The 25,732-nt window shown below is 71.4% G+C and carries 23 protein-coding genes; 12 read left to right on the plus strand and 11 right to left on the minus strand.

Going from position 1 to position 25,732, the window contains the following annotated elements:
* The first annotated feature begins 15 nt into the window (after nt 1-15).
* The 4 genes from ACWD4A_RS25550 to ACWD4A_RS25565 all read left to right on the plus strand — a co-directional run bounded on the left by ACWD4A_RS25550 (nt 16) and on the right by ACWD4A_RS25565 (nt 7,344).
* Complete coding sequence (locus ACWD4A_RS25550; protein ID WP_451197468.1) at nt 16-1,557, plus strand: AMP-binding protein; 1,542 nt, start codon at nt 16-18, stop codon at nt 1,555-1,557.
* A 13-nt stretch (nt 1,558-1,570) separates the two neighbouring features.
* The gene (locus ACWD4A_RS25555; RefSeq protein ID WP_451197470.1) at nt 1,571-2,725 is read left to right on the plus strand and encodes a methyltransferase; all 1,155 of its coding nucleotides are present in this window, start codon (nt 1,571-1,573) and stop codon (nt 2,723-2,725) included.
* A gap of 145 nt (nt 2,726-2,870) precedes the next feature.
* Nucleotides 2,871-3,530 carry a hypothetical protein gene (locus tag ACWD4A_RS25560; RefSeq protein WP_451197471.1) on the plus strand — a complete coding sequence of 220 codons (660 nt, stop codon included), beginning with the start codon at nt 2,871-2,873 and terminating at the stop codon, nt 3,528-3,530.
* A gap of 283 nt (nt 3,531-3,813) precedes the next feature.
* Nucleotides 3,814-7,344 (plus strand): hypothetical protein, encoded by a 3,531-nt coding sequence (locus tag ACWD4A_RS25565; RefSeq protein ID WP_451197472.1) that lies wholly within the window; start codon nt 3,814-3,816, stop codon nt 7,342-7,344.
* A 252-nt stretch (nt 7,345-7,596) separates the two neighbouring features.
* Here ACWD4A_RS25565 and ACWD4A_RS25570 read toward each other — a convergent pair whose 3' ends face one another.
* Entirely contained in the window at nt 7,597-7,896 is a 300-nt protein-coding gene (locus tag ACWD4A_RS25570; RefSeq protein WP_451197473.1) for a hypothetical protein, read from the minus strand.
* Nucleotides 7,897-8,204: 308 nt separating this feature from the next.
* Between ACWD4A_RS25570 and ACWD4A_RS25575 the strand changes: the two genes are divergently transcribed.
* A complete protein-coding gene (locus ACWD4A_RS25575) occupies nt 8,205-9,686 on the plus strand; it encodes a hypothetical protein (RefSeq protein ID WP_451197474.1) in 1,482 nt (493 codons plus the stop codon).
* Nucleotides 9,687-9,749: 63 nt separating this feature from the next.
* On the opposite strand, the gene ACWD4A_RS25580 is transcribed toward ACWD4A_RS25575, so the two are convergent.
* Together ACWD4A_RS25580 and ACWD4A_RS25585 are read right to left on the minus strand one after the other, a co-directional pair.
* Nucleotides 9,750-10,583, minus strand: coding sequence for a class I SAM-dependent methyltransferase (locus ACWD4A_RS25580; protein WP_451197496.1), 834 nt, complete (start codon nt 10,581-10,583; stop codon nt 9,750-9,752).
* A 461-nt stretch (nt 10,584-11,044) separates the two neighbouring features.
* On the minus strand, nt 11,045-12,946 hold the full coding sequence (locus ACWD4A_RS25585) for a helix-turn-helix domain-containing protein (RefSeq protein WP_451197475.1): 1,902 nt from the start codon (nt 12,944-12,946) through the stop codon (nt 11,045-11,047).
* Between the two features lie 230 nt (nt 12,947-13,176).
* Here ACWD4A_RS25585 and ACWD4A_RS25590 point away from each other — a divergent pair, with 230 nt between their 5' ends.
* Both ACWD4A_RS25590 and ACWD4A_RS25595 read left to right on the plus strand, forming a co-directional pair.
* Entirely contained in the window at nt 13,177-13,698 is a 522-nt protein-coding gene (locus tag ACWD4A_RS25590) for a hypothetical protein (protein WP_451197477.1), read from the plus strand.
* A gap of 86 nt (nt 13,699-13,784) precedes the next feature.
* On the plus strand, nt 13,785-14,402 hold the full coding sequence (locus tag ACWD4A_RS25595; protein ID WP_451197478.1) for a TetR/AcrR family transcriptional regulator: 618 nt from the start codon (nt 13,785-13,787) through the stop codon (nt 14,400-14,402).
* 45 nt (nt 14,403-14,447) lie between these two features.
* On the opposite strand, the gene ACWD4A_RS25600 is transcribed toward ACWD4A_RS25595, so the two are convergent.
* The gene (locus ACWD4A_RS25600) at nt 14,448-15,668 is read right to left on the minus strand and encodes an FAD-dependent oxidoreductase (RefSeq protein ID WP_451197479.1); all 1,221 of its coding nucleotides are present in this window, start codon (nt 15,666-15,668) and stop codon (nt 14,448-14,450) included.
* Between the two features lie 128 nt (nt 15,669-15,796).
* On the minus strand, nt 15,797-16,075 hold the full coding sequence (locus ACWD4A_RS25605; RefSeq protein WP_451197481.1) for a helix-turn-helix domain-containing protein: 279 nt from the start codon (nt 16,073-16,075) through the stop codon (nt 15,797-15,799).
* A 104-nt stretch (nt 16,076-16,179) separates the two neighbouring features.
* On the opposite strand from ACWD4A_RS25605, the gene map reads away from it, so the two are divergent.
* Nucleotides 16,180-16,947, plus strand: a complete 768-nt coding sequence (gene map, locus ACWD4A_RS25610; RefSeq protein ID WP_451197498.1) for a type I methionyl aminopeptidase — start codon at nt 16,180-16,182, stop codon at nt 16,945-16,947.
* On the opposite strand, the gene ACWD4A_RS25615 is transcribed toward map, so the two are convergent.
* On the minus strand, nt 16,910-17,425 hold the full coding sequence (locus ACWD4A_RS25615; protein ID WP_451197482.1) for a DUF6083 domain-containing protein: 516 nt from the start codon (nt 17,423-17,425) through the stop codon (nt 16,910-16,912). The two genes, map and ACWD4A_RS25615, sit on opposite strands and share 38 nt — an antisense overlap.
* A 150-nt stretch (nt 17,426-17,575) precedes the next feature.
* On the opposite strand from ACWD4A_RS25615, the gene ACWD4A_RS25620 reads away from it, so the two are divergent.
* The 3 genes from ACWD4A_RS25620 to ACWD4A_RS25630 all read left to right on the plus strand — a co-directional run bounded on the left by ACWD4A_RS25620 (nt 17,576) and on the right by ACWD4A_RS25630 (nt 19,011).
* Nucleotides 17,576-17,728 (plus strand): hypothetical protein, encoded by a 153-nt coding sequence (locus ACWD4A_RS25620; protein ID WP_451197483.1) that lies wholly within the window; start codon nt 17,576-17,578, stop codon nt 17,726-17,728.
* Between the two features lie 192 nt (nt 17,729-17,920).
* Complete coding sequence (locus tag ACWD4A_RS25625; RefSeq protein ID WP_451197485.1) at nt 17,921-18,619, plus strand: metal-dependent hydrolase; 699 nt, start codon at nt 17,921-17,923, stop codon at nt 18,617-18,619.
* A 53-nt stretch (nt 18,620-18,672) separates the two neighbouring features.
* Nucleotides 18,673-19,011, plus strand: coding sequence for a nuclear transport factor 2 family protein (locus tag ACWD4A_RS25630; protein ID WP_451197486.1), 339 nt, complete (start codon nt 18,673-18,675; stop codon nt 19,009-19,011).
* Between the two features lie 26 nt (nt 19,012-19,037).
* Here ACWD4A_RS25630 and ACWD4A_RS25635 read toward each other — a convergent pair whose 3' ends face one another.
* Nucleotides 19,038-19,445 carry a nuclear transport factor 2 family protein gene (locus tag ACWD4A_RS25635; RefSeq protein ID WP_451197487.1) on the minus strand — a complete coding sequence of 136 codons (408 nt, stop codon included), beginning with the start codon at nt 19,443-19,445 and terminating at the stop codon, nt 19,038-19,040.
* Nucleotides 19,446-19,495: 50 nt separating this feature from the next.
* Nucleotides 19,496-19,987, minus strand: coding sequence for a hypothetical protein (locus tag ACWD4A_RS25640; RefSeq protein ID WP_451197488.1), 492 nt, complete (start codon nt 19,985-19,987; stop codon nt 19,496-19,498).
* A 294-nt stretch (nt 19,988-20,281) separates the two neighbouring features.
* Here ACWD4A_RS25640 and ACWD4A_RS25645 point away from each other — a divergent pair, with 294 nt between their 5' ends.
* Nucleotides 20,282-20,467, plus strand: coding sequence for a hypothetical protein (locus tag ACWD4A_RS25645; protein ID WP_451197490.1), 186 nt, complete (start codon nt 20,282-20,284; stop codon nt 20,465-20,467).
* A gap of 50 nt (nt 20,468-20,517) precedes the next feature.
* On the opposite strand, the gene ACWD4A_RS25650 is transcribed toward ACWD4A_RS25645, so the two are convergent.
* From ACWD4A_RS25650 to ACWD4A_RS25660, 3 genes are all read right to left on the minus strand, one after another.
* Complete coding sequence (locus tag ACWD4A_RS25650) at nt 20,518-21,399, minus strand: RICIN domain-containing protein (RefSeq protein WP_451197491.1); 882 nt, start codon at nt 21,397-21,399, stop codon at nt 20,518-20,520.
* A 276-nt stretch (nt 21,400-21,675) separates the two neighbouring features.
* Nucleotides 21,676-24,198, minus strand: coding sequence for a phosphatidylglycerol lysyltransferase domain-containing protein (locus ACWD4A_RS25655; RefSeq protein ID WP_451197493.1), 2,523 nt, complete (start codon nt 24,196-24,198; stop codon nt 21,676-21,678).
* On the minus strand, nt 24,195-25,511 hold the full coding sequence (locus ACWD4A_RS25660) for an alpha/beta hydrolase (protein ID WP_451197494.1): 1,317 nt from the start codon (nt 25,509-25,511) through the stop codon (nt 24,195-24,197). Before ACWD4A_RS25660 ends, ACWD4A_RS25655 begins: the two co-directional genes overlap by 4 nt.
* Nucleotides 25,512-25,732: the final 221 nt, after the last annotated feature.

A 25,732-nucleotide genomic window follows, 5' to 3' on the forward strand; every position in this document is an offset into this window, starting at 1 on the left:
TAAACGGAGTGACCCATGACCGTCGCCACCGAGCAGTTCCGCAGCCAGGTGGAGCACAACCTCGACGTGCTCGGGCAGGAACCGGACAAGGAAGCCGTGGTGCACCGGGGCCGCCGCGTCACCGGGGGCGAACTGCGCGACCTCGTCCACCGCATGGCACGGGCCCTGCGCGCCCAGGGCGTGGAGCGCGGCCGGACCGTCACCCTTCTCTGCGGCAACCTGCCGGAGACGATCGCCGCACGGTACGCCGCAGGCCTCCTCGGCTGCCCCGTCAACCACCTCTACAACAGGCTGTCGGCCGACGTGCAGGCCGCGATCCTCCAGGACGTCGAGACCCAGGTCCTGATCGTCGACCCGGCCTACGCCGAGCGCGCCGCCGAGCTGATCCGGCGGGTGCCGGTGCGGGACGTGTTCGTCCTGGGCCCCTCGGACACGGGCCGTGATCTGCTGGCGCTGGCCGCCGAGGAATCCGCGGAGCCCTTCCAGGGGTTGGCGCACCCGCACGACATCTGCACCATCCGCCACACCGGCGGTACCACCGGCCACCCCAAGGCCATCTGCACCACCTTCGAGCAGATGCGGATGCTCCGGTCCGACAAGGCGGACGAAGACGGGATCCGCGCTCTGGTGTGCACCACGCTCGCGCACGCCGCCGGCCTGATGGCGGACCTCGCCCTGAACTCGGGCGGCACAGTCGTGCTGCTCGACGACTTCGACGCGGCCACCGCGCTCGCGGCGATCGAGCGCGAGCGCATATCCCATCTGTTCCTGCTGCCGCCGCTGCTGTACCAGCTGATGGACCACCCGGACGCCGACCGGGCCGATCTCTCCAGCCTGCGCCAACTCACGTACGGCGGCTGCGCCTCCTCCCCCGCGCGGCTCGCCGCGGCGGTGCGGCGCTTCGGCCCCGTACTGCACCAGTTCTACGGGCAGAACGAGGCGGGCGGAATCAGCCGGCTCGAGCCCGAGGACCACGACCCGGAGCGTCCGGAGCTGCTGCGGACGGCCGGGAAGGTCATCGAGGGCGTCGAGGTCGCCATCCGCGACGACCGGGGCCGGGACCTGCCCAACGGCGAGCGCGGCGAGATCTGCGTGCGCTCGGACCAGGTCATGGAGGGGTACTGGAAGCAGCCCGAGCTCACCGCCGAGGTGCTCAGGGACGGCTGGCTGCACACCGGTGACGTCGGGTTCCTCGACGACGAGGGGTACCTGACGATCGTCGACCGGCTCAAGGACATGATCGTCGTGGTCGGCGGTCACGTGTACACCGCCGAGCTCGAGGACGTGCTCAACTCCCATCCGCAGGTGCTGCAGAGCGCCGTCTTCGGCGTCCCGGACGCCAACCTCATGGAGCAGGTGCACGCGGCCGTCGTCCGCGCGCCGGGCGGCACGGTCGACGAGGAGGAGCTCCGCGCCATGGTCCGCGAGGAGCGGGGCGCCATGTACGAACCGGCCCGTGTCGTCTTCCTCGACGCGCTGCCGCTGACCGACGCGGGCAAGCCGGACAAGAAGCTGCTGCGCGGCCTGGCGGCCACGGAGGGTGCCGCACTCCGCTAGCCTGAAGCGCACAATGAACCGTTTGATGACGTCATGGGGCGAGTACGAACTCACCCGCTTCCCCGAGGACCCCCGCGACAGGCTCCGCGCCTGGGACGCCGCCGACGAGTACCTGCTCAGCCACCTCAAGGGCGGTGACGGCGAGCCGGCCGACCTGTCGGGCAGCGTGGTGATCGTCGGCGACCGCTGGGGCGCGCTGGCCGTCTCGCTGGCCGACCACCGGCCCGCGCAGATCACCGACTCGTTCCTCGCCCAGCAGGCGACGCGGGCGAATCTGGAGCGCAACGGCCTCGCCCCGGACGCGGTGCAGCTGCTGTCGACGCGCGACACCCCGCCGGAGCGGATCGACGTACTGCTGGTCCGGGTGCCCAAGAGCCTGGCCCTGCTGGAGGACCAGCTGCACCGCCTGGCGCCCCATGTGCACGCGGGCACCGTCGTCATCGGCACGGGCCGGGTCACCGAGATCCACACCTCGACCCTCCGGCTGTTCGAGCAGATCCTCGGCCCCACACGGACGTCGCTGGCCGTGAAGAAGTCGCGGCTGATCTTCTGTTCGCCGGACCCGGAGCTCGACCGGGGCACCAACCCCTGGCCGCACAGCTACGCGCTGCCGGACGGCATCGGCGTGGCCTCCGGCCGGACCGTCGTCAACCACGCGGGCATCTTCTGCGCCGAACGCCTGGACATCGGCACCCGGTTCTTCCTGGCACACCTGCCGCAACTCCGCGGCGCCGAGCACGTGGTGGACCTCGGCTGCGGCAACGGCGTGGTGGGCACGGCCACGGCGCTGGCCGACCCGGCGGCCGAGGTGACGTTCATCGACGAGTCCCACCAGGCCGTGGCCTCGGCCGAGGCCACCTTCCGGGCCAGCCTCGGCACGGACGCCACGGCGCACTTCCGGGTGGGCGACGGCATGTCGGGAATCCCCGCGGGCAGCGTGGACCTGGTGCTGAACAACCCGCCGTTCCACTCGCACCAGGCGACCACGGACGTGACGGCCTGGCGCATGTTCTCCGGGGCCCGGGACGCGCTGCGCACCGGGGGCGAGTTGTGGGTCGTCGGCAACCGGCACCTGGGCTACCACGTCCGGCTGCGCCGTCTCTTCGGCAACTGCGAGGTCGTCGCGAGCGACCCGAAGTTCGTCATCCTGCGGGCCGTCAAGCGCTGAGCACCCGGCCAGGGCGCCGTGGGGGCGCGTGCGCCGTGAGCGCGCACCCACGCGCCCCCGCGTGCGCCCGGTTCACCAGGCGCCGGGACCGGGATGGTGGTGAGGGTCAGGGCCGCGCACCGGAGCAGCGAGTGCAGGGGGCATCATGATCCACATCAGTGAAACCCTGGCCATCCAGACGGTCGAGGAGTTCCTCGGCACGGACGAGACGGCCCGGTTGACCAAGATCATGGACAGCGAGGCCGCCGGGTGGCGCCCGCACAGGCAGGCGGAGCTGCTGCCCGCCCCCGCGCTCGCGCAGGAGATCCTCTCGCTCGCCGCGGTCCGGGCCCTGCCCGCGATCCGCCGCGCCATGCCCTCCGTCGCCGCCATCGCGCCCTGGAGCTACACCGAGCTGGCGATCGGCCAGTGCGTGCCCTCGCACGTGGACGGCATCGCCAGCCCGCGCACCGCCCCGCGCCGGATCGGCCGGATCCGCGTGCTCATCGCCGAGGCGGACGAGGGCGGCGAGTTCTACGCGGAGACCACGGCCGACCCGGCCCCCTGGACCACGACCATGCTGGGTGTCGCGGACGGCTATGTCTCCGGCACGCCCCTGGCCCGCAGCCTGCCGCACGAGGTCGCGGAGGACCCCACTCCCCAGGATCAGTGGCTCGCGGGCACGGCCAGGACCCGCTGGCTCACCCGCGCGGGCCGCGGTGTCGCCGTCGCGTACGGCGCGCAGCTCATCCACGGCGTGACACCGGTGGTGCGCGGCCGGGCCCGCCTGTTCGTCACCGACCTCACGGACGCCCCGGTGTCCTGACCCGGGACCGCGCTCCCGCTCCCCCGAGCACGACCGCCCATGAACTACCGCCCACCGTGCGGCCCGCCTGATCCGGGCTGCACCGTGGGCGGTCAGGCGTTTGCGGGGCTATTCGGGGCCGGGAGCGGCGGGGCTCGGCGCGTGCGCTCGCGGATGGCGTCGGGCTGTGCGAATGCTTGATCCGCCTTCAACGCCCGGACATACGGCGCCCAGGGCGGGGATGCGTCCACCGGGTGTCCAACCCGGGCTCGCCCCCGACCCCCACCGCAAGGCAGGTTCGCGCATGCAGACGTCCCCTTCCCAGGAGCAGGACCGGGCCCGGTCGGCGAAGCCGGTGCCGCGCCGCGTCGCCGTCTCGGACGTGATCGGCCAGGACGCCCTCTTCGGCAATCCGCTGTCCCTGACCAGGGAAGGCGCGGCGAAGCCCGTCGTCGCCTTCCGCAACCCCCACCGGTTCCCGAAGGCACCCGAGCTCCAGCACGAGGCCCTGGTGCGCACTTGGCCCGCGGGCGCGGAGAAGCCTCAGGTCCTCCATGTGATGCCGCAGCTGGGACACGAGTCGGGCTGGGCCGCGCGGCAGGTGTTCGCCGATCACGCCCCGGAGGAGATGGTGGTCGTCGAGGCGGGACCGACCACGGTGCAGTGCTTCTTCCGCTCCGGGGACCAGGTCTTCCTCTCTCATCTGGAGGAGGCCGGCTGGGGGAAACCGAAGGAGTACATTCCCGCCCGCAAGCTCATCGGCCTGCAAGTGGCGTACACACCGGGGCATCCGCCGCTGGTGTACGGGCGGTTCCGGGACACACCCACGGCGCTGTACCTCAGCGTCGGCGAGGACGGCGGCCACGAGCACTTCAGCTGCGCGATGAAGGCGGATTCCACGTCCCGTGCCGTGCTGCTGCGGCGCGCTCCCGGCGACTCGTGGGTGTTCGCGGCGTGGCCGAGCCAGTCTTCCGTGAGAGTCGGGATCAATTCGAGCCGTCACCGTACTGAAGGGCACGTCCTCACCTACGAGTTCGACCAGCCGGTCGACGCAGTGGTCGGAGGGCTGGGCCTCGCCGATTCCGGAGTCCTGTACCTGGTGCGCACGCGGGACGGAAACCTGCACCAGCTCCGGGTCACCGTCCTGGGCGCCAGAGGAGGAGAGCCCAACAGCCGGAGCTATGCCATGGCCGGACAGTCCATGGGACGGCTGAACTTCCGGGCGGACGCCGTGCAGCTGACCGGTCTCACCCGCCTGGAAGCCGTCTGGGACCTCTTCGGGGAGGACGACGACGGCACGCTCTGGGCGATGCGTCAGGACCCCGACCTGCCTCGGGAGGAGAACGGCACCTTGCGGTGGGCGCCGCCCGTACCCCTCGACCGGAACATCGGCGGCACATCGATCAGTCACGCCCCGGGGCACTCCACGGCGCTGTTCTCCTACACCCGGGACGGCACGAGCCTGCGGCTGGACGTCCAGGACGAGAAGTCCGGGATGTGGCAGGAGGTCATTCTGCGCGTCCACGTGCCGGAGCCGCGGCCCGGGGAGACCGGTGACGTGGGACCGGACGGGGGGACGCAGTTGCACGAGATGTCCCGGCACCGGTTGGAGGCCGTCCTCACCGACGATCAGGGCGCCCCGGTGCCCAAGTGCCGGGTATTGCTGAAGGTGGCCGACGGGAGCACGCCATGCCGTGTCGTCTGCCAAGGGCGCACCGTCGCGGTCAGCCGGGAGCCCGCCGAACTGTTCACCGACAGCTACGGACGGCTGACGATCTCGCTGCCCGCGGACGGACTCGCCACGCCCCGCCTGGAGTTGACGGCCGAGGGCCTGAAGAGCCCCGTCCTCCTGGAGCCGGGCCGTACGGTGCACGAGTATCTGGCCGGAAAGCGGAAGACGCTCAACCCCACCAACCCCGGAGGCGGGCTGCCCGAGTTCACCGAGGACGGCAAGGGGCTCGACAGGCTCGCGCCCGGTGTCGATCCGGGTGACGCGGGAAGTGCGGCCAAGGCCATCCGCAAGAGCGCGGCCATCGGCCTCGGCATCGACACGAGCGACGCGGGCTTCTCCTTCGCCCTCGCCGACGGAGGCACGGCGGGCCGCGGCGGCGTCACATGCGCGACCCTGCGGTCCCAGGAGGACGTACGGCAACAGCTGGCCCTGATGGAAGCGGGCCCCGGCGTGGCCCTCGCCACAGGGGTGACCGGCGAGTTGCCCGAGGGCTACTCCCTCTGGGACAAGGCCGTGGGGGTTTGGCACAAGATCACGAAAGTCGCGGGCGACCTCTGGCACGGGCTCAAGCGCGGGGCCATGGTCATCACCGAGGCCGTCGTGGAAGGGGGGAAGAAGCTCGTGACGTTGGCGGTGCGGATCGGCAAGGTCGTGATCAAAGGCATCAAACTCGGCCTGCACGCGCTGGAGCAGGTCGCGCACTTCATCGTGCAGGTCCTCAAGGCCATCGGCGCCGCCATCGAGAAGATCATCGAGTGGCTGAAGGCGCTCTTCAGCTTCCGCGACATCTGGAACACCAAGAAGGCCTTCGAGCAGGCCATGGATTCCGCCGGGCCCCTGCTGCGGAACGCGGCCAAGGAAGTCGCCCGGGACGCGCGCCAGTGGATCGACCAGGGGAAGCGGGACCTGCACACGTGCATCCAGCAGTTCGCGAAGCAGCACGGCGGCCGTCCCCTGGTGCCGAGGGTGCCCGACTCCCACTCCGGGGTGGCCGGTGCGGCCTCCGGGCACGACGTGCACCGGAACTGGCTGATGGACAAGGTGCAGGCGCAGTCCATGCCGCTGTTCACGGGCGACGGCGGCGCCGAGGGCTACGAGGTGCCCGATTCGCTGGCCGCCTGGGTGGAGCAGTCCGTCGCCAGACTGGGGGACTCGGGTGTGGCGTACGCACGGGCGGTCGGCGATCTGCTGAAGAACCCCGATGCCTCCCTAGGGGAATTCGCCATCGCGAGCGAAGGGGTCGTCGATGTGGGGCTCGACCTCGCCGCCGCACTCGTCTCCGAGATCGAGCGCCTGGTGGAGAACGGCCTCCAGGCGTTCCGGAGCATGCTCGACACCGAGTTGCACCTGGGACCCCTCAACAAACTCTGGGACTGGCTCGCCACTCTGGCGGGCCACTCCGGCGACAGGCTGACCTTCGGGGGGCTCCTCGCCCTGCTGGCCGCGCTTCCGGTCACCATCGCCTACAAGCTCCTGTACGGAGCCGACGACCAGCCCTTCCCGCACGGCTCCCTGCCTCAGCCGCCCGCCGCGGGCGCGAACGCCGAGGAGGAGTTCGGGGCCGTCCGGACCTGCCTCATGGTCAGCGGCCTGCTCCAGGCGATGAACGTCATGACGGCCACCACGGCGGACATCCTGGGCGAGGAGGCTCCGGACTGGCTCACCGCGGTGGGCCTGACCCTCGCGGCGATCATCGCCGGGCTGTCGAACGCCGGGCTGGGCTGGAAGGGGCTCAAGGCGATCCTGGGCTGGATCCTCTTCGCCGGTACCGTCGCCGCGGCGGTCGTCGGCATCGGGATGTGGGCATTCGTCAAGAACGAAAGGATCAAGGAGTTCGCTCAGACAGCGGGCCCCGTCATCCTGACGGTGCTCGGACTCGGCAGCCTCGGCTACATGATCTATCAGGCCGTCGACAACCAGCTGAAGGGCTGGGCGCTGGCGGGGTCCGTCCTCATCCTCACCACCGCGCTCTCGGAGTTCCTCAACGTCCCGAGAATCCGCGACAGCCAAGGCGAGTGGTCGATTCCGGCCAAGGTCGGCATCGACACCATCGGCAACGGCATCGGCGGCACGTTGGCCATGGTCGCCTCCAGCAGTTCCTGACGATGTCCGCCCAGGGCGACGTGCGGGCGCACTCCGTCAGAACATGGCAACGCTCTACGGAGTCCCGCGCGGACGGCCCGATGCTCGTCCTCCACGACGCCGCCGTCCGCATGGGCGGCCGCCCGCCCTGTGGTCGGGCGTGAACTTCTCCGTCGACGCGGGGGAGTTCACCGCCGTGTACGCCGCCACCTTCCTTGTGCAGCGACCCACCGCGCCCGGCCGAACCCCCGCCGGGGTCCGACCGGCCCGGGGTCAGTGGTCGTCCCAGTGCCCCTCGTGCAGCGCGTGGCGGTGGCCGTCGTGGACGTAGTCCACGTGGTCGCCGTGCGGCACCGCGACATGGCCGCAACCGGGCCGGTGCTCGTGGTCGTGGCTCTCGTGGACGGTGTGTCCCATGACCTCGCACTCGTCGACGTGGTCCTCGTGGGCCTTGTGCAGATGCCCGTCGTGGACGTAGTCGACGTGGTCGCCGTGCGGCACGGCGACGTGCCCGCACCCGCTGCCGTGCCGATGGGTGTGGTTGGCGTGGGAAGCGTGAGCAGTGGCCACCATGGCGATACCTTCTCTCTCCCCCCTCTTCCAGTCTCAACCGCGTTCAGCGGTCACGAAAGTTGCCACAACTCGGCCGGAATCGCTCCCTGCCACGCCCGGCGCCCCCTCGGTGGGCACACGCCCGGATCGACTGTGATCGAGATCATGGTTTCCCGCCCTGTGAAGGGGTGAGGCGCCGATCACCCCCGTGGCATGATCATGCAGATCATTACCTGCGAGTAATCACTGCTCGCAGGGCCGTGTGACGCGGTCCGGAAGTGTCGTTTCCCCTCCGGCCCGCCCCCACCTCACGCTCCCGAGGATCCAACGTGCGCAGAACCACTGCCAAAGCTGTCGCTTTACCGGCACTGACCGCCGCGTCCCTGCTCGTCGCCGGGTGTTCGGCCGCCGGCCCCTCGCCCACCGCCGCCCACGGTGACGCCGGGCCCGCCGCTGCCGCCGACGACGCGGCGGCGGCCGGGGACCGGCAGCTCGCCGTCAAGGCCGCTCCCGACGGGGCGGCCGCGCCGAGCGCCGTGGCCCACCCGTCCGGTGGCGGCCGTCAGGCGGAGAAGTCCTCCCTGAAGGTCGCGTCCTTCGACAGCAGGAGCGGGCGGGCCGTCCTCTCGGACACGTCCCGTACGCCCGCGAAGAAGCCGCCCGCCGCCGCCCGCCCGACGTCGCCCGCACCCTCCGGCTCCGCCGAGGCCCCGCGGGAGACCAAGGTGGCCGTCGGCGACATCATCGCCAGCGCGCCCGCGCCCGGCGCCCCCGACGGGGTGCTGGCCAAGGTGACCGAGGTGCTCGGCAAGACCGAGCAGGGCACCGAGGTCAACACGGCCCCGGCCTCCCTCGGCGCGCTGCTCGGCGACGCCAAGGCCGACGGCAAGGTGCCGGTCGACCCCTCCGCCATGACGGTGGAGCCGCTCGTCCAGGGCACCAAGGTCTCCTGGGCGAAGACCGGCGACGCCCACTTCGGCCCGAAGGGCGCGCAGTTGCCGCTGGGCAGCCTGCGGATCGACGTCGGTACGTCCATCGCGACGGCCAAGGACGCCCCGGCGTCCGCCGCCGCGTCGGCGTCCGGCTTCGTCCAACTGGCGCCGGAGGTCGACTTCTCGTACGACGGCCGGGGCTCCGGCACCGCCGGCGCACCGGGCGGCGCGTCGCTGGCGCTGTCCGGCGACTGGTCGTCGCAGTGGGAGCTCAAGGGCCAGGCGGCGGGCACCACCCCGGGCGGCAAGCCGCTGCGGGTGCCCTTCGCCAAGCTGCACGCCGCGCCCGTCATCCAGGTGGGCGCGATACCGGTCGTGGTCAACCTCGGTCTGACCTGCTACCTCCAGGTGGACGCCGACGGCAGGATCGATGTCGACGTCAAGCAGGACCTGAAGGGCGACTTCAAGGTCGGCGGCAGCTACCGGCACGGCACGGGCTGGACGCCGGTCAACTCGTCCGAGATGAAGGCCACTTCACCGCGCGCCACGGTCACGGCCGCGGGCAAGGTGAAGGCCGCGCTCGGCGCGGAGGCCAGCGTGGGCCTGTACGGCGCCGTCGGCGTCACCGCCGACATCGCCCCGTACCTGCGGGCGGAGGCGGAGGGCACGGCCAGTGCGGCCACCGACGGCAGCGCCTCGGCGTCGGGCCGGTGGAAGGCCTACGGCGGGCTGGATCTGACGGGGGCCCTCCAGGTCCAGCTGAAGATCTTCGACACGCCGATCTTCCAGAAGCCCATTCCGCTGGGTGCCCTGCACCGGGAGTGGAAGCTCGCGGAGGGCTCGGGCGCCGTCTCGACCCCGGCGAAGCGCCGCGGCTGACACCCGTCCCGCGACGGTCCGGGGCGGCCGGTGGAGCGTCTCGCTCCGCCGGCCGCCCCGGCCTCATCCGGCCGCGCGCAGCGAGTAGATCAGCGGTACGCGAGGGCGACCGGCGGGCAGCCGGTAGACGGTCGCCGCCCCCGGGCGGGTGCCACTGCTGTCGGCCCCCTTGACCATGTCGTCGGCCTGCTCGAACAGCGAGAAGTCGTATTCCCGCAGGAATTCCAGCTGCAGCCCCGCGGCGGTCACCGCGCTGACCACTTCGCCGATGGGATGCTGCCATTCCACGGCGCGGTTGTGGCGTGTGGCGGCCGTCCGGTCCGTGTACGTACCCGTTTCCTCGTACATCAGCGGTCCCCCGGCGAAATAGTCCTCGGCCCAGGTGCTGCCGTCGCTGCCGAGGCAGCTGCCCACCGGATGGAATTCGGCGAGATAGAGGAAGCCGCCCGGCGCCACCAGCCGGGCCACCGTGCGCGCCCACCGTTCGATGTCGGGCAGCCAGCACAGCGCGCCGAAACCCGTGTAGACGATGTCGAAGGTCTCCCCCGCCAGTGCCGACGGCGCGTCGTACAGATCCGACTCCACGAAACGGGCGTCCTCCAGGCCTGTTCCGGCGGCCAGTTCACGCGCCGCCGCGACCGCCTCGGCGGAGAAGTCCAGACCCGTCACCCGGGCACCGCGGCGGGCCCACGAGAGGGTGTCCGTGCCGATGTGGCACTGCAGGTGCAGCAGACTCTTGCCGGTGACGTCACCGACCTCGTCGATCTCGAAGCCCCGCAGGTCGTTCCGCCCGGACCGGAATCCCGGCAGGTCGTAGAAGTCGCTGCCGGTGTGGATGGCCACCCGCTCCTCCCACCGCGCGCGGTTGGTGTCGCGCCAGTGGTCGCTGGAAGGCATCCGGCCGATGTCGCTCGTCACCGCACCGACGCTACCCAGCCGGCCGGTTACCGCGCCAATGAATTCCGCGCGCCGAAAAGCGGCGCAGGTGTTCCCGGTGTTTGCCGGCCGATATCCGCGCAGGTCAAAAGGGTGCACTGGGCACGGGTGACAGTGGCGAGCGCGCGACGGTGCACCCGTGAGGTATTGCCGCCCGGCGCCCGCGCCTTACGGTCTTTCCATCGCCGCTGTCGAGGCGGCGGTACACGGGGGAATCACGGGGGAAAACGGGGACCGGGCCCTTCGGCCCGGAAACCGGTGCACGGCTCCGGCGCCGTGTGCGCAGCCACGCGGCGCCGGAGCCGGCCGGGGAAACAGCGGCCCGGCGCGGACACCCGGGGGTGCGCAGGCGCCCGGGAACGCGATGCCGTGCGACGTGGCGACGCGCCGTACGGTTCTCCGGCCGCCCCGGGCGCTTCCCGTCACACCGCGCCGCCCGTGGCGCGGCCGGTCAGCGGCGGGAGTTGCAGCCCGTCCACCGCGGCGAGCGCGAGGACCACCTCGTAGAGATCGCCGCCGCTCGTGAACAGCTGGCGCCCCAGCAGCGGTTCGGCGCTGCGGATGTGCTCGCGTACGGTCTGGGGGTGCAGGCCCAGCCGTTGGGCCGCCCGTTCGACGCCGGTGTTCTCCTCGACCCACGTCCGTACGGTGCGGTGCAGCTCCCGGTCGTCACAGGCCAGCCTGCCCAGGAACTCCGCCGCCCAGCCGCGGGCCCCCTCGGTGGCCAGCAGCCGGTCCGGCGGGACCGCCCCGCCCGGCTCGGGCACGTCCGGGCCGTTGCCGCGCACATGCAGCGCGAGGTGGAGCACGGCCCGTGCCCGTACGTCGGTCAGGTCGGCGCGCAGCAGTCCGGCGGCGCGGTCCATGCGCGCGCGTACGGTGTTGCGGCTCACGCCCAGGATCTTGGCGGCGTTGACGGCCGTGAACTCCAGCCCCAGCCCGAGCGTCGCGAACAGCGCGCCCCTGCTGTGGTGCGGCAGGGAGTCCAGCGGCCGCAGCGCGTCGGCAGCCCAGCGCCCCGCCCCGTCGAGGTCCAGGATCTCCGTCAGCCGCGTCCGGGCGGTGTACGCGGCCGTCCGGTCGGGCCGGAACCGGGCCACGGCGAGCGCGCGGGACGCCTCGCGGTACGCCTCCGAGGTCAGGGCCAGCGGGTGCCGGCCGCTGCCGCCCAGGAACACGCCCTCCCGCGCGGCCACGATCCGCCGCAGCGCGGGCCCGGCACCGTCCGCCCGCTCGTCGTGCGCCACCGCCCGTCCCGTCAGCGGCACGACGGCGATGAGGTGCCGTTCGTACGCCGGGCAACGCACCAGCAGGGCACGGCCGTCGACGGCCGCGTCGCACTCGTGCGCCAGGGCGTCCCGCTGTTCCTCCGGGGCCTCCAGGATGTAGACGTCCGCCGACTCGGCGTCGAGCAGCCCGGGGTGCAGGCCGCCCGCGGTGCGCTGGGCCAGGGTCACGTCGCCGCCCATCAGCAGTTGGAGCACGGCCAGCCGCAGCGCGGAGACGGCCTCCTCCGACCTGCGGCGGTGCTCCTCGGCGTCGCGCGCCCGGATCAGCAGCGCCAGGACGTCGGCGGCGTGGCCGACCAGTTCGGTGGCCTGCTCGTCGAACGGACGGTCCCGCGCCACGACGAGCACCGGGTGCGGGCTGCGCCGCCCCACCGCCACCAGTCGCAGGTGCGTGTGTTCCTCCTCGACGGCCGCCGCGTGCAGTCTGCCGCCGGCCACGTCGGCGATCAGTTCCCGGGCGGCCCGCACGGGGAGGACGGCGCCCGTCGGCCGTACGCCGTCCCGGCCCGTCAGGGTCACCGCGCCGTCGACGGCGTCGCCGAGCCAGGCCGTCAGGCGGCGCACCGCGGTGCGGGTGTCGTGCGTGCCCGCCCTGGCGAACTCCAGGAGTTCCGCCAGCCTGGCCGAGCGGCCGCGGGCCTGGCGCAGTTGCTCGTCGTCGATGGCGCGCTGGACGCGCTGCCAGGGGATCGCGTCGTCCATCGTCAGCAGCGGTATCCCCAGCCGGGCCGTGGCCTCGACGAGTGCCCCGGGCGGCCCGGACGAGGCCGGGACGACCAGGGCCGCGGGCCCGTCCACCGCCAGCCGGGCCAGGTGGAGTTCCGCCGTCCGCCGGTCCCGCGCCCAGTCCGCGTCGGCCGGTACGCGGACGAGCAGTCCGGCGAGGCCGCCCTGACGGCCGGTGGCGGCCGGCCATTCCCCTTGTGCCACGGTCACGGCGCCCGTGACCGTGCGGCGTGCTCCGCGCTCCCGCGACCCCGGCCCGAACCTCAGCGTCAGGCCCGGGATCTCCGCGAGCAAACCCACCGTGACCACCGGTTACTCCCCTCGAACAGTCCCCGCAGGGCTACTTGAGCACGTCCGGGGCCGGCTCGCGCCATGGGGTGGTGCGTTTTCGGCCGTGCGCGGGGGTGCGTGTGCGGCGGCGTACCGGTGCGGGCGTGCTGCGGGCGGCGGGGAGAGCGGCGCGGATCGGCGGTGCCCGGCGGGTAGGGACGGACCGCGCGTCACGCATGGCGCGCAGGGGACCGGTCGGAAGGATGTCCATGTTCGGTGGTCGCGGTGTGGTGGTCGCGTTGTGTTCCGCGGTGTTGGCCGCTTCGTCGTTCGTCTGCGCTCCGGCGACGCAGGCGGCGGGGCTGATCGTCTGCGCGGGGCAGGAGAACACGACGTACGACCCGGGGCTGACCCTCGTGCCGCAGCCGACGGTTCTCCGCGCGACGAGCGCGTACACCTGCTCGGGGCGGCCGGGCGGGACGGTGTCCGCCGCCGGGCGCACCGAAGGTGTCGCGCCGGGGGCGTCCTGTCTCGCGGTGGACTCGCCCCGGGCGCAGGAGCGGGTGCGCTTCGCCGACGGCCGGGAGTCGGAGATCTCGTACGCGGGGTCGGCCCTGCGGGTCGGCGGCGGGCACGTGGTCCACCTCACGGGGCACGTCGTCAAGGGGTTCGCGGAAGGCGCGGAGGTGACGCGGGACGTGAGCCTGCTCCCGGCCACGCTGCCCACCGATTGCGCGGCGGGGGGTGTGACGGCCGCGACCGGCCAGGGCCAGCTGCGCATCGCCTTCTGAGGGCCCCGGCCGGAGGGAGGGGCGGCGCGCGGAGGACGGTGTACGGTCGGGGGCGACCGCCGTGCGAGAAAGGTAAGGGCCTGCCGATGACCCCGCCCCGGAGCCCCGCTCCAGAGACGTTCCGGGAGCGAGCCCGTCGTCAGCAGATCGTCGAGTGCACGATCGACCTGATCTCCACGCGGGGTTATCCGGCGACCTCCCTGTCGGCGATCGCCGGGGCGGCGGGCATCTCCAAGGCGGCCGTCCTCTACCACTTCTCCTCGAAGGACAACCTCACCCGGACCGCGCTGGCCCAGGTGCTGGAGCAGTTCACCTCGTACGTCGACGAGCGGGTGCGGAGCGCGTCCGACCCGCTCGCCGCGGTCGTCGCGTACGTGCGCGCGATGGTGTCGTACCAGCAGGCCAACCGCCGTCATGTGCGGGTGATCACCGAGATGCTGCTCGACGACGAGGGCGGCACCCGGCTGAAGTCGCCGGGGTCGCACGACACGCACGGCCGTCGGCAGGCGCTGGCCCGCCTCCTGGCCGCGGGGCAGGAGGCGGGCCAGCTGCGGCGGTTCGACCCCGATGCCGTGGCCCTGGCGGTCGGCGGCGCGATCGACGGTGTGATCTCGCACTGGCTCGCCCACCCGGAGTTCGACCTCGACGCGGCGGCGGACGAGCTGGAGACGTTCACGCTGGCCGCCATCCGCCGCGTCGACTGAACCGACCGACTGACCAGTCGACCGGCCGGCTACGCAATCACGGAGTCACGCCCGCGCGAAGTCGGGCGCGTGCTCCGGCCGTATGCCGACGCCGCCGAGGTAGGCGGTGACGGTACGCAGGGGCGGCACCTTCCGGAGCAGCCGCAGCGGCGTCGGCATGGTCTCCGCGGAGAGCGTGCCCTCAAGGGCCATGCGGAGCATGACGTGTTCGCCCAGCTGCGACTTCTGCACGACGGCCATGGGCAGCCAGCGCCGCTTCTGTACGCGCTCCAGGTCGTGCACGCAGACGGAGCCGTCGCGCAGGGGCCCGGCGAGGATACGGGCTGCCGCGACGGCGTCCTGGATCGCGAGGTTGACACCGACGCCGCCGACCGGGGACATGGTGTGGGCCGCGTCCCCGATGCAGAGCAGGCCGTTCCGGTACCACCGGCGCAGCCGGCCCATGGAGACCTCCAGCAGTTTGACGTCGTCCCAGGAGCCGATGCCGTCCGTCACCCGGCGGTCCCAGCCGCACAGGTCACCGAGGCGGTCGCGGAACCACTGGATGCCGTTGGCCCGCAGCTCCTTGTCGCTGCCCTTCCTGATCAGGTAGGAGGTCTGGTAGTACGTGCCGCGGTCCATGGTGACGGCCGCCTGGCGGTCACCGAAGCGGGCGAGGACCCGGCCGTCCCGGAGTCCGCCGCGCGGTCCGTCGACCTTCACCTGCCACACGTCCATGGGGACTTCGAACTCCTCGGGGCGGAGCCCGGCCTCCCGCCGCACGAGGGAGTCGCGGCCGTCGCAGGCGACCGTCAGGTCGGCGGCGAGCTCGCCGGTGTCGCCGTGTTCGTCGACGTAGTGGACGCCGGTGACCCGGCCGCCTTCGGTGCGCAGGCCGGTGACGGAGGTGCGCATCCGCAGGGTGAAGGACGGTTCGGCCGCGGCGGCGGACGCGAGGAGGTCGAGGAAGTCCCACTGCGGGACCATCGCCATGTACTTGTGCTTTCCGGGGATGCGGCGGAGGTCGGCCGCGACGACGGTGGTACCGCCGATCTCCATCCGCATCTCCTCCATCTTGGGGAAGGGGAGCTTCGCAAACCGTTCGCCGAGCCCGAGTTCGTCCAGGAGCTGCAGGGTCGAGGGGTGGACGGTGTCCCCCCGGAAGTCCCGCAGGAAGTCCCCGTGCTTCTCCAGGACGGTCACTTCGATGCCGGCCCTGGCAAGCAGCAGACCGAGCATCATGCCCGCCGGTCCGCCCCCCACGATGCAGCACGTCGTGCGCTCCATGCTTCCGCCTCTCGTCAGTGTTCGTCCGTCATGGACCCACGACGGGTCATGAACCCATGACTGACCGATCGGTTAGCAATCTAACCGATCGGTCAGGGAGATGTCCGAGAGGGTTCCGGTGGCGGCGGTCACCCCGCGGCGGCGAGTGGCGCCTCCGGGTCGATGTCCGCCACGGACGCCGCGGCCAGTTCGTCCATGGACAGCCCCAGCGCGGACGCCAGTGCCGCCACGGTGAAGAAGGCGGGGGTCGGCGCACGGCCGGTCTCGATCTTGCGCAGCGTCTCGGCGGAGACGCCCGCCGCGGCCGCGATCTCCACCATGCTTCGCTCGCCGCGGGCCTGACGGAGCAACAGCCCGAAGGCCTCGCCGCGTCGGCGCTCCCAGGGAGTCAAAGGAGTTCTCACCATGACCGTGATACTAATACCGGTATAAGAATTGGTTCCAGTCGACGGCACAGGTCGACAACACGATGTCGACGGCACAGGTCGACGGCACAGGGGGTCATCGCATCATGGTCGAGATCAAGTCGGACGCGGCGCTGGACGCGATGCGCGAAGCGGGGCGCGTCGTGGCCCACGCGCTGGCCGCCGTACGCGAGGCGGCGGGGGTGGGGGTGCGCCTGCGCGAGCTGGACGAGGCGGCCCGTGCGGTGTTGAGCGCGGCCGGGGCGGCCTCGCCCTTCCTCGGCTACCGGCCCTCGTTCGCCCCCGTCCCCTTCCCCGCGGTGATCTGCGCCTCGGTCAACGACGCCGTCGTCCACGGCATACCCGGCGACTACCGCTTGCGCGACGGCGACCTGGTCAGCATCGACTGCGGTGCCCGACTCGACGGCTGGACCGGCGACTCCGCCATCAGCTTCACCGTCGGCACCGCCCGCCCCGCCGACACGGGGCTGATCGACGCCACGCGGCGGGCGCTGGACGCGGGCATCGCGGCGGCCACCGTCGGGAACCGTATCGGTGACATCGCCCACGCCATCGGCGCGGTGGCCCGCGCGGCGCGGTGCGGCATGCCGGCCGACTTCGGCGGCCACGGCATCGGCCGGCAGATGCACGAGGACCCGCCCGTGCCGAACAGGGGCCGTCCGGGCCGCGGTCTGCCGCTCCGGCACGGGCTGGTCCTGGCGATCGAGCCGATGCTGATGGCGGGCGGCGGCGACGCCTACCGCACCGACCCGGACGGCTGGACCCTCCGTACGGTCGACGGCAGCCGCGCCGCCCACATCGAGCACACGGTGGCCATCACCGAGGAGGGCCCTCGTATCCTGACCCTCCCTTGAGCCGGTTGAGCCGCCGGATCCGGGCGAAGACCTCGGGCAGGCCGCCGTCGGGCCGGGGGTCGTTGCCGCACACCAGGTCGTGACGGAACCGGCACGGGGAGTCGGCCGTCCGGAGCCCGGCCCCGTCGGCGTCTCCGTCGGCGTCCCTGTTGACGGCCCGCCCGTCGCGGCCGATGAACCAGCGCTCCCCCGCCGGGACTTCGCCGACGCGCAGCGGGACGAGCCGTTCGAGGAGGACCCAGTACCCGTAGCCGGTGGGGAAGCGGTCCTGTACGCACCCGCACCCGGGACAGACGGGTTCCGCGGGCGGCCCCGCGGCGGTCGCCCCCTCGCGCAGGGCCTGTTCGGCGTCGGCGGCGGCCTCGACCTCGACGAAGCACTTGTCGCAGACGGCCCCGAAGGGCAGCCCCCGGTCCCGGACACCGCCACCGGCGGCGAGGCATTGCCGGCACAACGGCGATTCGTCGATGTCCCCCATATTCGGAGAATGAGGGACATCGCGGTGCGTGGCCAGCGGCGATACGGGCCGTACCGCGAGGGCGTTCGAGGCCACGGGTGAGCCGGGGCGCGGCCCGGGAGTTGTCGGCCGGCCCTCCGGTGTACAGCGGTGGTGGCCGGGTGTGCGGACTTGCGCGCGGCGAATGCCCGCGCGATGCAGCTCGCGGTGGAGTACGACCCCCGGCCGCCCTTCGACAGCGGCAGCCCGGAGAAGGCCGGTCCCGAGATCCGCGACCTCGCGCTGAAACTGATCGCGGACGCGGCGCGCCCTCCGGGCGCGTAACGAGTCGGCTTGCCTCCGCAGGCGGCGGCGCGCGGCAAGGCTGGCTGACGTCGTGACAGCGGCTCGCGAAGCAGCAGCGGCTCACGAAGAAGCCCGCGTTGACATGCTCATCCGGATCTTGCTGGTAGCGTCTGCCGGGTTTGGAGCGCGCCACCGTCGTGGCGCCGACACGGAGAGATCACACACGCGATGATGGGCCACTCACATGCCGTGAGCGGTGCACTGCTCTTCGCAGGCACCGCCCCCTACCTGCCGCCCTTGGTGATGGACGCTCACCTGGCGCCGCAGGAGATCCTGATGGGCACGGTGCTCTGCGCCGGCGCCGCGCTGCTGCCCGACCTGGACCACCACGACGGCACCATAGCCAACTTCCTCGGACCGGTGTCCAAGGCGCTGTGCCGCTTCGTAGCATGGGCCTCCGGCGGACACCGCCACGCCACGCACTCGCTGCTGTTCGTGGCCTTCATGACCCTCGGCAGCTGGGCCGGAGTGACGTACCTCGGCAGGCCGTTCACCCTGGGCATGACGTTCTTCCTGCTGGCCCTCGCAGTGCGGGCGCTCAACATCTGCCCGCCCGGACACGGCTTCCACGCCTGGGGCACCATCGTGGCGATGGCCGGCATCGGCACGGCGGTGATCGCCAAGTTCATCCCCTCGGCACCGGGCTGGCTCCCCTACGCCATCGGCCTCGGCTGCGTGGCACACCTGCTCGGCGACTCCATCACCAAGCGGGGCGCCCCCTGGCTCTGGCCCCACAAGACCCGCTACGAGATCGTGGTGATCAAGCACAGCGGCAACAAGCTGGAAACGGAGATACTCACCCCCATCATGGGTGTCGCCACCGTCGCCCTCCTCTGGTTCACCGCGCTCTCCCCGCACGCCAGCAGCTGAGGACGGTCCGAACTTGATCTCGCACTTGATCTCGCACCCAGAAAGGGGTTCTCATGTCTCCGGAGGAGATCGTCGACGGCCAGCTCGCCGCATACAACGCGGGTGACCTGGAGCGTTTCCTCGACTTCTACGCCGAGGACGTGCCGGTGTACGCCTTCCCCTCGGGCGAGGCCCTCACCGACCGCTCGGGCCCCGCGTTCCGCGAGCGCTACGGCAAGCTGTTCGCGTCCAGCCCGGACCTGCACGCGGAACTGGTCTCGCGGGTGACGCATGGGCGCATCGTGATCGACCAGGAGCGGGTCACCGGCTTCCTGGGCGACCAGGTCCGCACCGCCATGGCCATCTACGAGGTGGGCGAGGAGCGCATCGAACGGGTGTGGTTCGCGGTCTGAGCGACCGCTCCCAGCGACAGCCGCGCTCAACTCGTCAGCTGTGGCGCGAAGTAGTCACGCAGCCGGGCGATCTTCCCGTCACGGATGCGGAAGATCTGCACCAGCGAGACCACCACGTCCTCTCCGTCCCCGTCGAAAACCGTATCGATTTCAGCGATGAACACGTCGGGGCTGGAGGTGGTGTGCAGTACGTACCCGGACTTCTCAAGGTTCGGCGAGCGGTCGTCCTCCGCCTGTTGCCCGTAGTACGCCGCCATCGCGCTACGGATCTCCTCACGACCCACCAGCCGCCTGGGGAAGGTGGCGCCGACAGGCATGAGCGGTGCCTCGAAGACTCCGTCCTCGGTGAAACTCTCGGCAAGGGCATCAGCATTCCGGGTCATGGCACCGGCGTAGACGTAGCTCTCGAAGATCTGCTGTGGCGTTCTGGACACGGAGGCCTCCCTGGTGCCGAGCGGCGGTCGCTCCTGCACAAGCGCTGAACTTACGCTGCGGGCTCGCCTGTGGCGGGCCAGATTTGAACGAGCCAGTGCTCTTCGGGCTCGCCAGGAAGAGCGTCTTCGTCGAAGTCGTCGTCGATGAACTCGTCCGGCTCGTCCGATGGTTCTTCGTAAGAGGGGTTGGAGCCCCGCAGGACGCGCAGGCTGTACGTCCCTGCAGGCAGGTCCAGTTCACCCTCTACTGGTCCCGTGAGGCTCAGTACCTTGATGGGCGGATCGGAGATCATCATTCCGTCAAGGGCGCGTTGGTAGCCCCAAGATCCCGGTGGCACCGAACGGGGCGGTGCCGTGAGGCGTTCCAGCCGCAGCAGTGGGTAGCCGCTCGCGTCATGGCTTGTGAGCTCCAGGGCCGGGCCTTGGAGGCTTACGATGCCGTCGTCGTCGGGCTGTCGGTCGAACGCTACGCATGCGATTTGGATTGTGCCGTAGTGAAGGCAGAGCCTGATCTCGACGGCCTGCTGGGACTCAGGGTGCAACTCTTGTCTCCATGCGGTCTTCCGGACTGAGCGCCAATCACTGATTCGCCCGATGGCTATGTTCTCAGGTGCTTGACGGCATCCGGCCCCCGGGGCCGGTGATGCGTCGGTGGCGGGCTCGGACCCGCACATCACACACCCCTCAGACGTCAGCGGAACGTGAGTGAAACGTGAGCGGCCGCGTATCCCGGCGCCTCGCACAAGTTCTCGGCTGGATGGCTTGATGTCACCGCCACCCACAAAGCGTGCAGTGACGCCGCGTACCGGCTCATGCAGAGCGGTGAACTCACGGACGTGCGCTTCAACCACATCTACGCGTACAAGCAGCGCTCGGAGGCGGATCGGGCGAAAGGCGCTTCATACGTCCTGAACATCCCGTCAGCGCAGATGGCGCTCAAGCGCAAGGCCATCCTCGCGTACAACACTTGGGATCCCGGCCGGAACCTTTACGGCCTGACCTGCACTGCGTCGACCAGCTGACGCACCGGCCCTGCGGAGCCGAGTACTCCGCAGGGCCGGCCGGGCAGTGGTCAGACGCGCTCGAGCCGCCACTTCTGCGCGACGGTGTCGTTGAACGTGTACTGCTGGACGTTGGCGCTGTTGTCCTTGGAAGCTCCGGTGACATCAACGGTCTTGCCGCTGTGGATGTTGCTGATCACGAAGACGCCGTCGCCGATCGGGGTGACCCACCAGCGCTGGCTGGAGGCGTCGGTACGGTCCCACTGCTGGATGTTCGCGGCGTCTTGCAGGGCCCCTCCGGCGACCTCCAGGAGCTTTCCGCTCGCCTTGGAGGCGATTTCGTACTCGCCGGTGACGTTGTACACCGGGTTGTTGCGCGAGTAGTCGCGCCGCACGGCCGTGAGCGTCCATTGCTGGTTCGGACCGCCGTGACGAGTGTACTGGCCGACGTTCGCCCCGTTTTCCTTCTCGTCGCCCAGCACGTCCAGCACCTTGCCGCTGCCGGTGTTGGTGAGGATGTACGTGCCCTCCTCGACGGGCAGCTTGCGGATCACCTGTGCGGCGTCGGAGCCGAGCGGGAAGATGCGTATGGAGGCCGTCCGGTTCTTCAGCGCCGGGCCCAGCTTGTTGCGGGACTCGCCCACCGGGCTTCCGAGGCCGTCGATCTCCCGTGTGTCCTTGTCGGCAATGGACCGGAGCTCGCCCCGCGGGCCCACCTGGGCGGCGAAGCCCTTGGAGTCGGGCTCGACATGGAGGGCGACGCTCTGCTCGGCGTGGTTCACCACCGACAGGACCCGGCCGTCGAACCCGAAGGCCCCCAGGTCCCCGAGCGTCTGGTCGGAGAGCAGGACCCGCCCGCCTTCCTTGGCGTTGAAGTCCTCGTGCTCGTAGAGCGCGTACCAGCCCTTAGGGCACGCCTCGACGCCACTGCCTTCGAAGATCTTGACCGTCACCCTCGTACATCCCTCTCTGCTCGCATCCCGCACACCGCGGACCACACCCTCACCCTAGGGTTCCGACCCGATCACCAGTAGTGATCAAATCTGGCCATTGGCCTGCCAGTTCTGACGTGATCCTTATTGCCAGTGCCCGGGGCGCGGGGCGATCCCCCCACGCAATGCTCAGGGTCGGGTCAGCAGCCCGTGGCGTTGTAATTCCAGAACGCGGTGTTCGTACCGCTGCGGCCCTGTCCCACCGTGCCCCCGGCCGCCGAGTCCCCCCTCCCCCGTTCACCCCGAGAACTGCCGCATCAGCCGTACTCCCTGAGTCGCCGTCATATGCGGCAGGTACGCCTTGGCGATCGCTCGGGTGATGGCCGGCAGGGCCGCCGGGTCCGGGTAGGACATGTAGAGGGGGTGGTACTGCGGCTGGAACTTCGCCTTGAAGTTGAGGAGGGAGCGGAAGCCGTAGACCGGTTCGAGGACCTTGCCGGCGTAGTCGAGCATGCGTTGGAGGGCCGCCGGGGGTTCCGCGGTGGCCTTGCGGGCGAGGGGGGCTCCGGAGAGGCTGAGGAAGCGGGCGCCCTCTTCCTGGAAGCCGAGGGCCGCGGAGGCGATGAGGAATTCCATCGAGCCGCGGAATCCGCCGGCCCGGCGGCGCATGAAGTCCAGGGTCCAGCCCACCGGTCGGCCGTTTTCGTGGACCGGCATCCAGCTGGTGATCCCGTGCACCGTACGGTCGGCGTCCACGGCGAGGAGACAGCGTACGGCCGGGTCGTCGAGTTCGTCCAGGCCGCCGAGAGTGAAGCCCATCTCCGGCAGGCCCTTGTCGGCGACCCATTCCTCGGAGATCGAGTGCACCTGGTCGGTGAGCGCGACGGGAGCGTCGGGGTAGGTCCACCACTCGGCGGTGATGCCCTCCTTCTTGGCCTTGTTGAGGGCGGTCCGGACGTCCTGCCATTTCTTTCCCGTGAAGGCCAGGCCGGGCAGGGGTACGACGGTGTCCTCGGCGACCTGGACCGACCGCCAGCCGAGGCGTTCCGCCGCCTCGCGGGCCTCGGCGCCGATGCTGTAGAAGCAGGGCGTCCAGCCGTGTTCGTCGCAGTGGCGGGCGAAGCCCGCGACCGCGGCCGCCCTCGCGTCCGGCGCGCCGAAGGGCTCACCGGTGGTGAGGGCGACCGTGGCGATCACCCGGTAGGCGACGGCGGCCCGCTCGCCCTCGTCGAACCAGTAGTAGTTCCCGTCCCACGTACTCAGGAAGCCCAGTGTGGAACCGCCGTGGGCGACGAGGATCTCGCGGGCGCGCACGGCGGCGTCGGCGTCGGTGTGCAGGCGGGGCCGCCGGAAGGTGACGAGCAGCGCGATCAGGGTGATGAGCCAGAAGAACAGGCCGCAGTAGTGGAAGAGGGCCTGGGCGGTGCCGCCGACCGGGACCGGCCAGTCGGTGAAGACGTCGATGAGGGTGGGCGGCAGGAATTCCGGGGCGAGCCCCTGGAGGAGCCGTACGGGGGTGGCCTCGGGGTCGTACTGGTCGCGTACGGCGTAGCCGATGCCGATGTAGACGGCGCAGGCCAGCAGCAGGGCGCCGCCGACGACGGCCGTGAGGCGGTGGGTCGTCGAGCGGGGCAGGCGCAGGTCGAAGCGGGCGCGGGTGACGACGAGCAGGAGCAGGACGAGGACGGGCAGCAGCATCTGTTCCGCGAAGGCCTGGGCGTAGGTGGAGCGTTCGGCGGGTGCGGCCCATCCCGCGGGGTGGGCCAGGAAGTCGTGCAGCCAGTAGGAGAAGAGGGCCATCCAGGCCAGGTGGACGAGCACGGCGAGCCACCAGGCGAGCCGGAGGCCACGGCGGAGGCCCTCGGCGAGGACGAGCATCAGGGCGGGTACGAGGACGGCCATGACGGTGGCAGGTGAGTCGTAGAAGCCCCGTAGGGCGTGCACGTAGTGGCAGTCGGCCGTGGAGGCGGCGCAGGCGTCGGTGACTTCCTGGTCGGTGGGCTGGACGGCGACGTAGAGCTGGAAGGAGTTGAAGGGGCCGTAGGCGTCGCGGTAGAGGATGGCGGCCATGGGGCCGATGGCGGCCGCGGCGACGACGAGGGCGACGAGGACCCTGGCCTCGGTGTGGGAGGAGTGGCGGATCCGCCAGGTGCGTCCGCGCGGGTGGAGCAGGGCGCCCATGGCGAGGCCGACGACGGCGCCGCCGAGGCGCAGCACGCCTTGGAGGTGGCCGATGTAGAGGGCCATGACGAGGGCGAAGGCGGTGATGCCGAGGCGGGTGCGGCGGCGCCAGAGGGCGGTGAGGCGGTAGCTGAGGACGCCGCCGACGGCGAGGGCGCCGACGCTCGGGGAGACGGCGAGGTCGCCGGAGAGTTCGTCGAGCCACCACTCCCCCGCGAGGGAGCCGAGCTTGACGACGCCGACGCCGAGGAGGGTGCCGAGGATCTGCCCGCCGAGGAGCGCGGCGGCGGTGCGGGCGACGCCGAGGCGCCGTTCTGCGGGGGTGACGAGGAGCAGGACGACGAGGGTGGAGCCGATGTAGCCGCCGAGGCCGGGGCACCAGAGGAGGGAGGTGGCGGGGGTCCACCAGCGGCCTTCGGCGAGGGCGGGGACGCCGACGGCGATGTGCTCCATACGGCGTGTGCTGGGGCCGCTGCCGAGGCTGTGGGTGACGGCGCCGACGATCCACAGGACGGCGAGGAAGCCGAGGGTGAAGGGGGCGTGGCGGACGGGTGCGAGCAGCCGGTCGAGGGTGGTGCGCCAGGGGTGGGCGCTGTCGCCGGGGACGGGCGCCGCGGGGGGTGTGGTGGTGTCCGTCATGGGATCAGCCCCGTCTGCCGGGCCAGCCAGGGCAGTTGGCGTTCGAGGCCGGGGCGCCAGACCTGCCAGCTGTGGCCGCCGGGGAGCAGGACCCATTCGGCGCGCATGCCGGCCTTGACGGCCGCTTCGTAGACCGTGCGCTGCTGGGGCCGGTAGGTGGTGTCGTCGCTGCCCGCGACGAACGCGGCCTTGGTGTCGGGGAAGCGCTGCCGGGCGAGCACGTCGAGCGGGTTGACCTTGGCGAAGGCCGCGGTGTCGCCGCCGAAGGCCTTGTCGACGGTCTTCTTGGGGCTGCCGAGGGTGGGGGCCTCCTGGCCGGAGATGTCGTTGACGACGCCGTAGACCTGGGGGGCGTTGACGCCGAGTTGGAGGGAACAGGTGCCGCCGAAGGAGATGCCGGAGACGATCCAGGAGGTGCGGGCGGTGGCGACCTGGAGGTGGCCGCGGATCCAGTCGGGGACGTCGGTGGCCAGGTAGGTCTGGACGTTGCCGAGCCGGGAGTCCAGGCAGAGGGTGTTGGCGAACTGGGAGCCGAGGGGGTCCACGACGACGACCACGGGGGCCAGTCCGCGGTGGTCGGCGGCGAAGGCGTTCATCATGTCGACGAGCCGTCCGGAGTTGATCCAGTCGTCGGGCGATCCGGGCTGGCCGGCCATGAGGACGATCACGGGGAGCAGGGGGCGCGGGGTGGTGCGGTAGGCGGGCGGCAGGTAGACGTAGCCGTTGCGGGCGTGGAAGCCGGAGACGGTGCCGGGGATGGCGGTCCTGGAGAGTGTGCCGTCCTTGGGCAGGCCGGGCGGGGGGTGCCAGACGTCGGCGATCGTCTTGCCGCTCGGCACCTTCAGGGCGGGTTCGGTGCCTCCGGTGGCCTCGGTGAGGCGGGTCGTCCTGGTGAGCCAGGAGTTGAGGGCGGTGCGGGGCGTGGGGTACTGGTCGAAGTGCTTGTTGACCTCGGAGGCGCCGAGCAGCACGACGAGCAGGCCCGCCAGGGCGGCGCCGGCCCGGCCCTTCCAGCGGAGGGTGGGCATGCGGAGGACGGCGAGGCAGACGCCGAGCACGGCGACGCCGACCCAGATCACCACGTCGGTGGGCAGGGGGTCGGGGAAGGGTTGCAGCCAGTCGTCGACGGCGGTCCGCAGCAGCCAGGTGAGCAGGGCGGCCAGCAGGACGGCGGCCGGGCCCCAGCGGGTCCACCAGGTGCGTCGGCGGGAGCAGAACAGGGCCACCAGGGAGCACAGGCCCACGACAAGGAGGGTGAGCGGAATCCATCCGCTCACCAGGGACCAGTCCAGCGGGCCTGCCGCTATGCACACATCGAAAATGCTACATATCAGGTTTTGTCCGGCAACTTTTGCGGTACGGGCGGTCCGCCGGGTGGCGGAATAGCGGCTCTTGTGGCAGTGGTGTCCCGGCGTTGGATACTCGGTACGCCCCCGGCCCGAAAGAGCTGGCCGTGGACGGGGCGCCCATCACGGTGACGTGCCGGGTGCTCAAGCTCGCCAGACAGCCCGCTACCGCTGGCTCGACAAGCCGG

Source organism: Streptomyces sp. NPDC002537, from assembly GCF_053594975.1.

What these genes read in the sequence shown, in the direction of transcription:
- ACWD4A_RS25550 (WP_451197468.1), top strand. Translation starts at nt 16, where the DNA reads ATGACCGTCGCCACCGAGCAGTTCCGCAGCCAGGTGGAGCACAACCTC.
- ACWD4A_RS25555 (WP_451197470.1), top strand. Translation starts at nt 1,571, where the DNA reads ATGAACCGTTTGATGACGTCATGGGGCGAGTACGAACTCACCCGCTTC.
- ACWD4A_RS25560 (WP_451197471.1), top strand. Translation starts at nt 2,871, where the DNA reads ATGATCCACATCAGTGAAACCCTGGCCATCCAGACGGTCGAGGAGTTC.
- ACWD4A_RS25565 (WP_451197472.1), top strand. Translation starts at nt 3,814, where the DNA reads ATGCAGACGTCCCCTTCCCAGGAGCAGGACCGGGCCCGGTCGGCGAAG.
- ACWD4A_RS25570 (WP_451197473.1), bottom strand. Translation starts at nt 7,896, where the DNA reads ATGGTGGCCACTGCTCACGCTTCCCACGCCAACCACACCCATCGGCAC.
- ACWD4A_RS25580 (WP_451197496.1), bottom strand. Translation starts at nt 10,583, where the DNA reads ATGCCTTCCAGCGACCACTGGCGCGACACCAACCGCGCGCGGTGGGAG.
- ACWD4A_RS25590 (WP_451197477.1), top strand. Translation starts at nt 13,177, where the DNA reads ATGTTCGGTGGTCGCGGTGTGGTGGTCGCGTTGTGTTCCGCGGTGTTG.
- ACWD4A_RS25595 (WP_451197478.1), top strand. Translation starts at nt 13,785, where the DNA reads ATGACCCCGCCCCGGAGCCCCGCTCCAGAGACGTTCCGGGAGCGAGCC.
- ACWD4A_RS25600 (WP_451197479.1), bottom strand. Translation starts at nt 15,668, where the DNA reads ATGGAGCGCACGACGTGCTGCATCGTGGGGGGCGGACCGGCGGGCATG.
- ACWD4A_RS25605 (WP_451197481.1), bottom strand. Translation starts at nt 16,075, where the DNA reads ATGGTGAGAACTCCTTTGACTCCCTGGGAGCGCCGACGCGGCGAGGCC.
- map (WP_451197498.1), top strand. Translation starts at nt 16,180, where the DNA reads ATGGTCGAGATCAAGTCGGACGCGGCGCTGGACGCGATGCGCGAAGCG.
- ACWD4A_RS25615 (WP_451197482.1), bottom strand. Translation starts at nt 17,425, where the DNA reads ATGGGGGACATCGACGAATCGCCGTTGTGCCGGCAATGCCTCGCCGCC.
- ACWD4A_RS25625 (WP_451197485.1), top strand. Translation starts at nt 17,921, where the DNA reads ATGGGCCACTCACATGCCGTGAGCGGTGCACTGCTCTTCGCAGGCACC.
- ACWD4A_RS25630 (WP_451197486.1), top strand. Translation starts at nt 18,673, where the DNA reads ATGTCTCCGGAGGAGATCGTCGACGGCCAGCTCGCCGCATACAACGCG.
- ACWD4A_RS25655 (WP_451197493.1), bottom strand. Translation starts at nt 24,198, where the DNA reads ATGACGGACACCACCACACCCCCCGCGGCGCCCGTCCCCGGCGACAGC.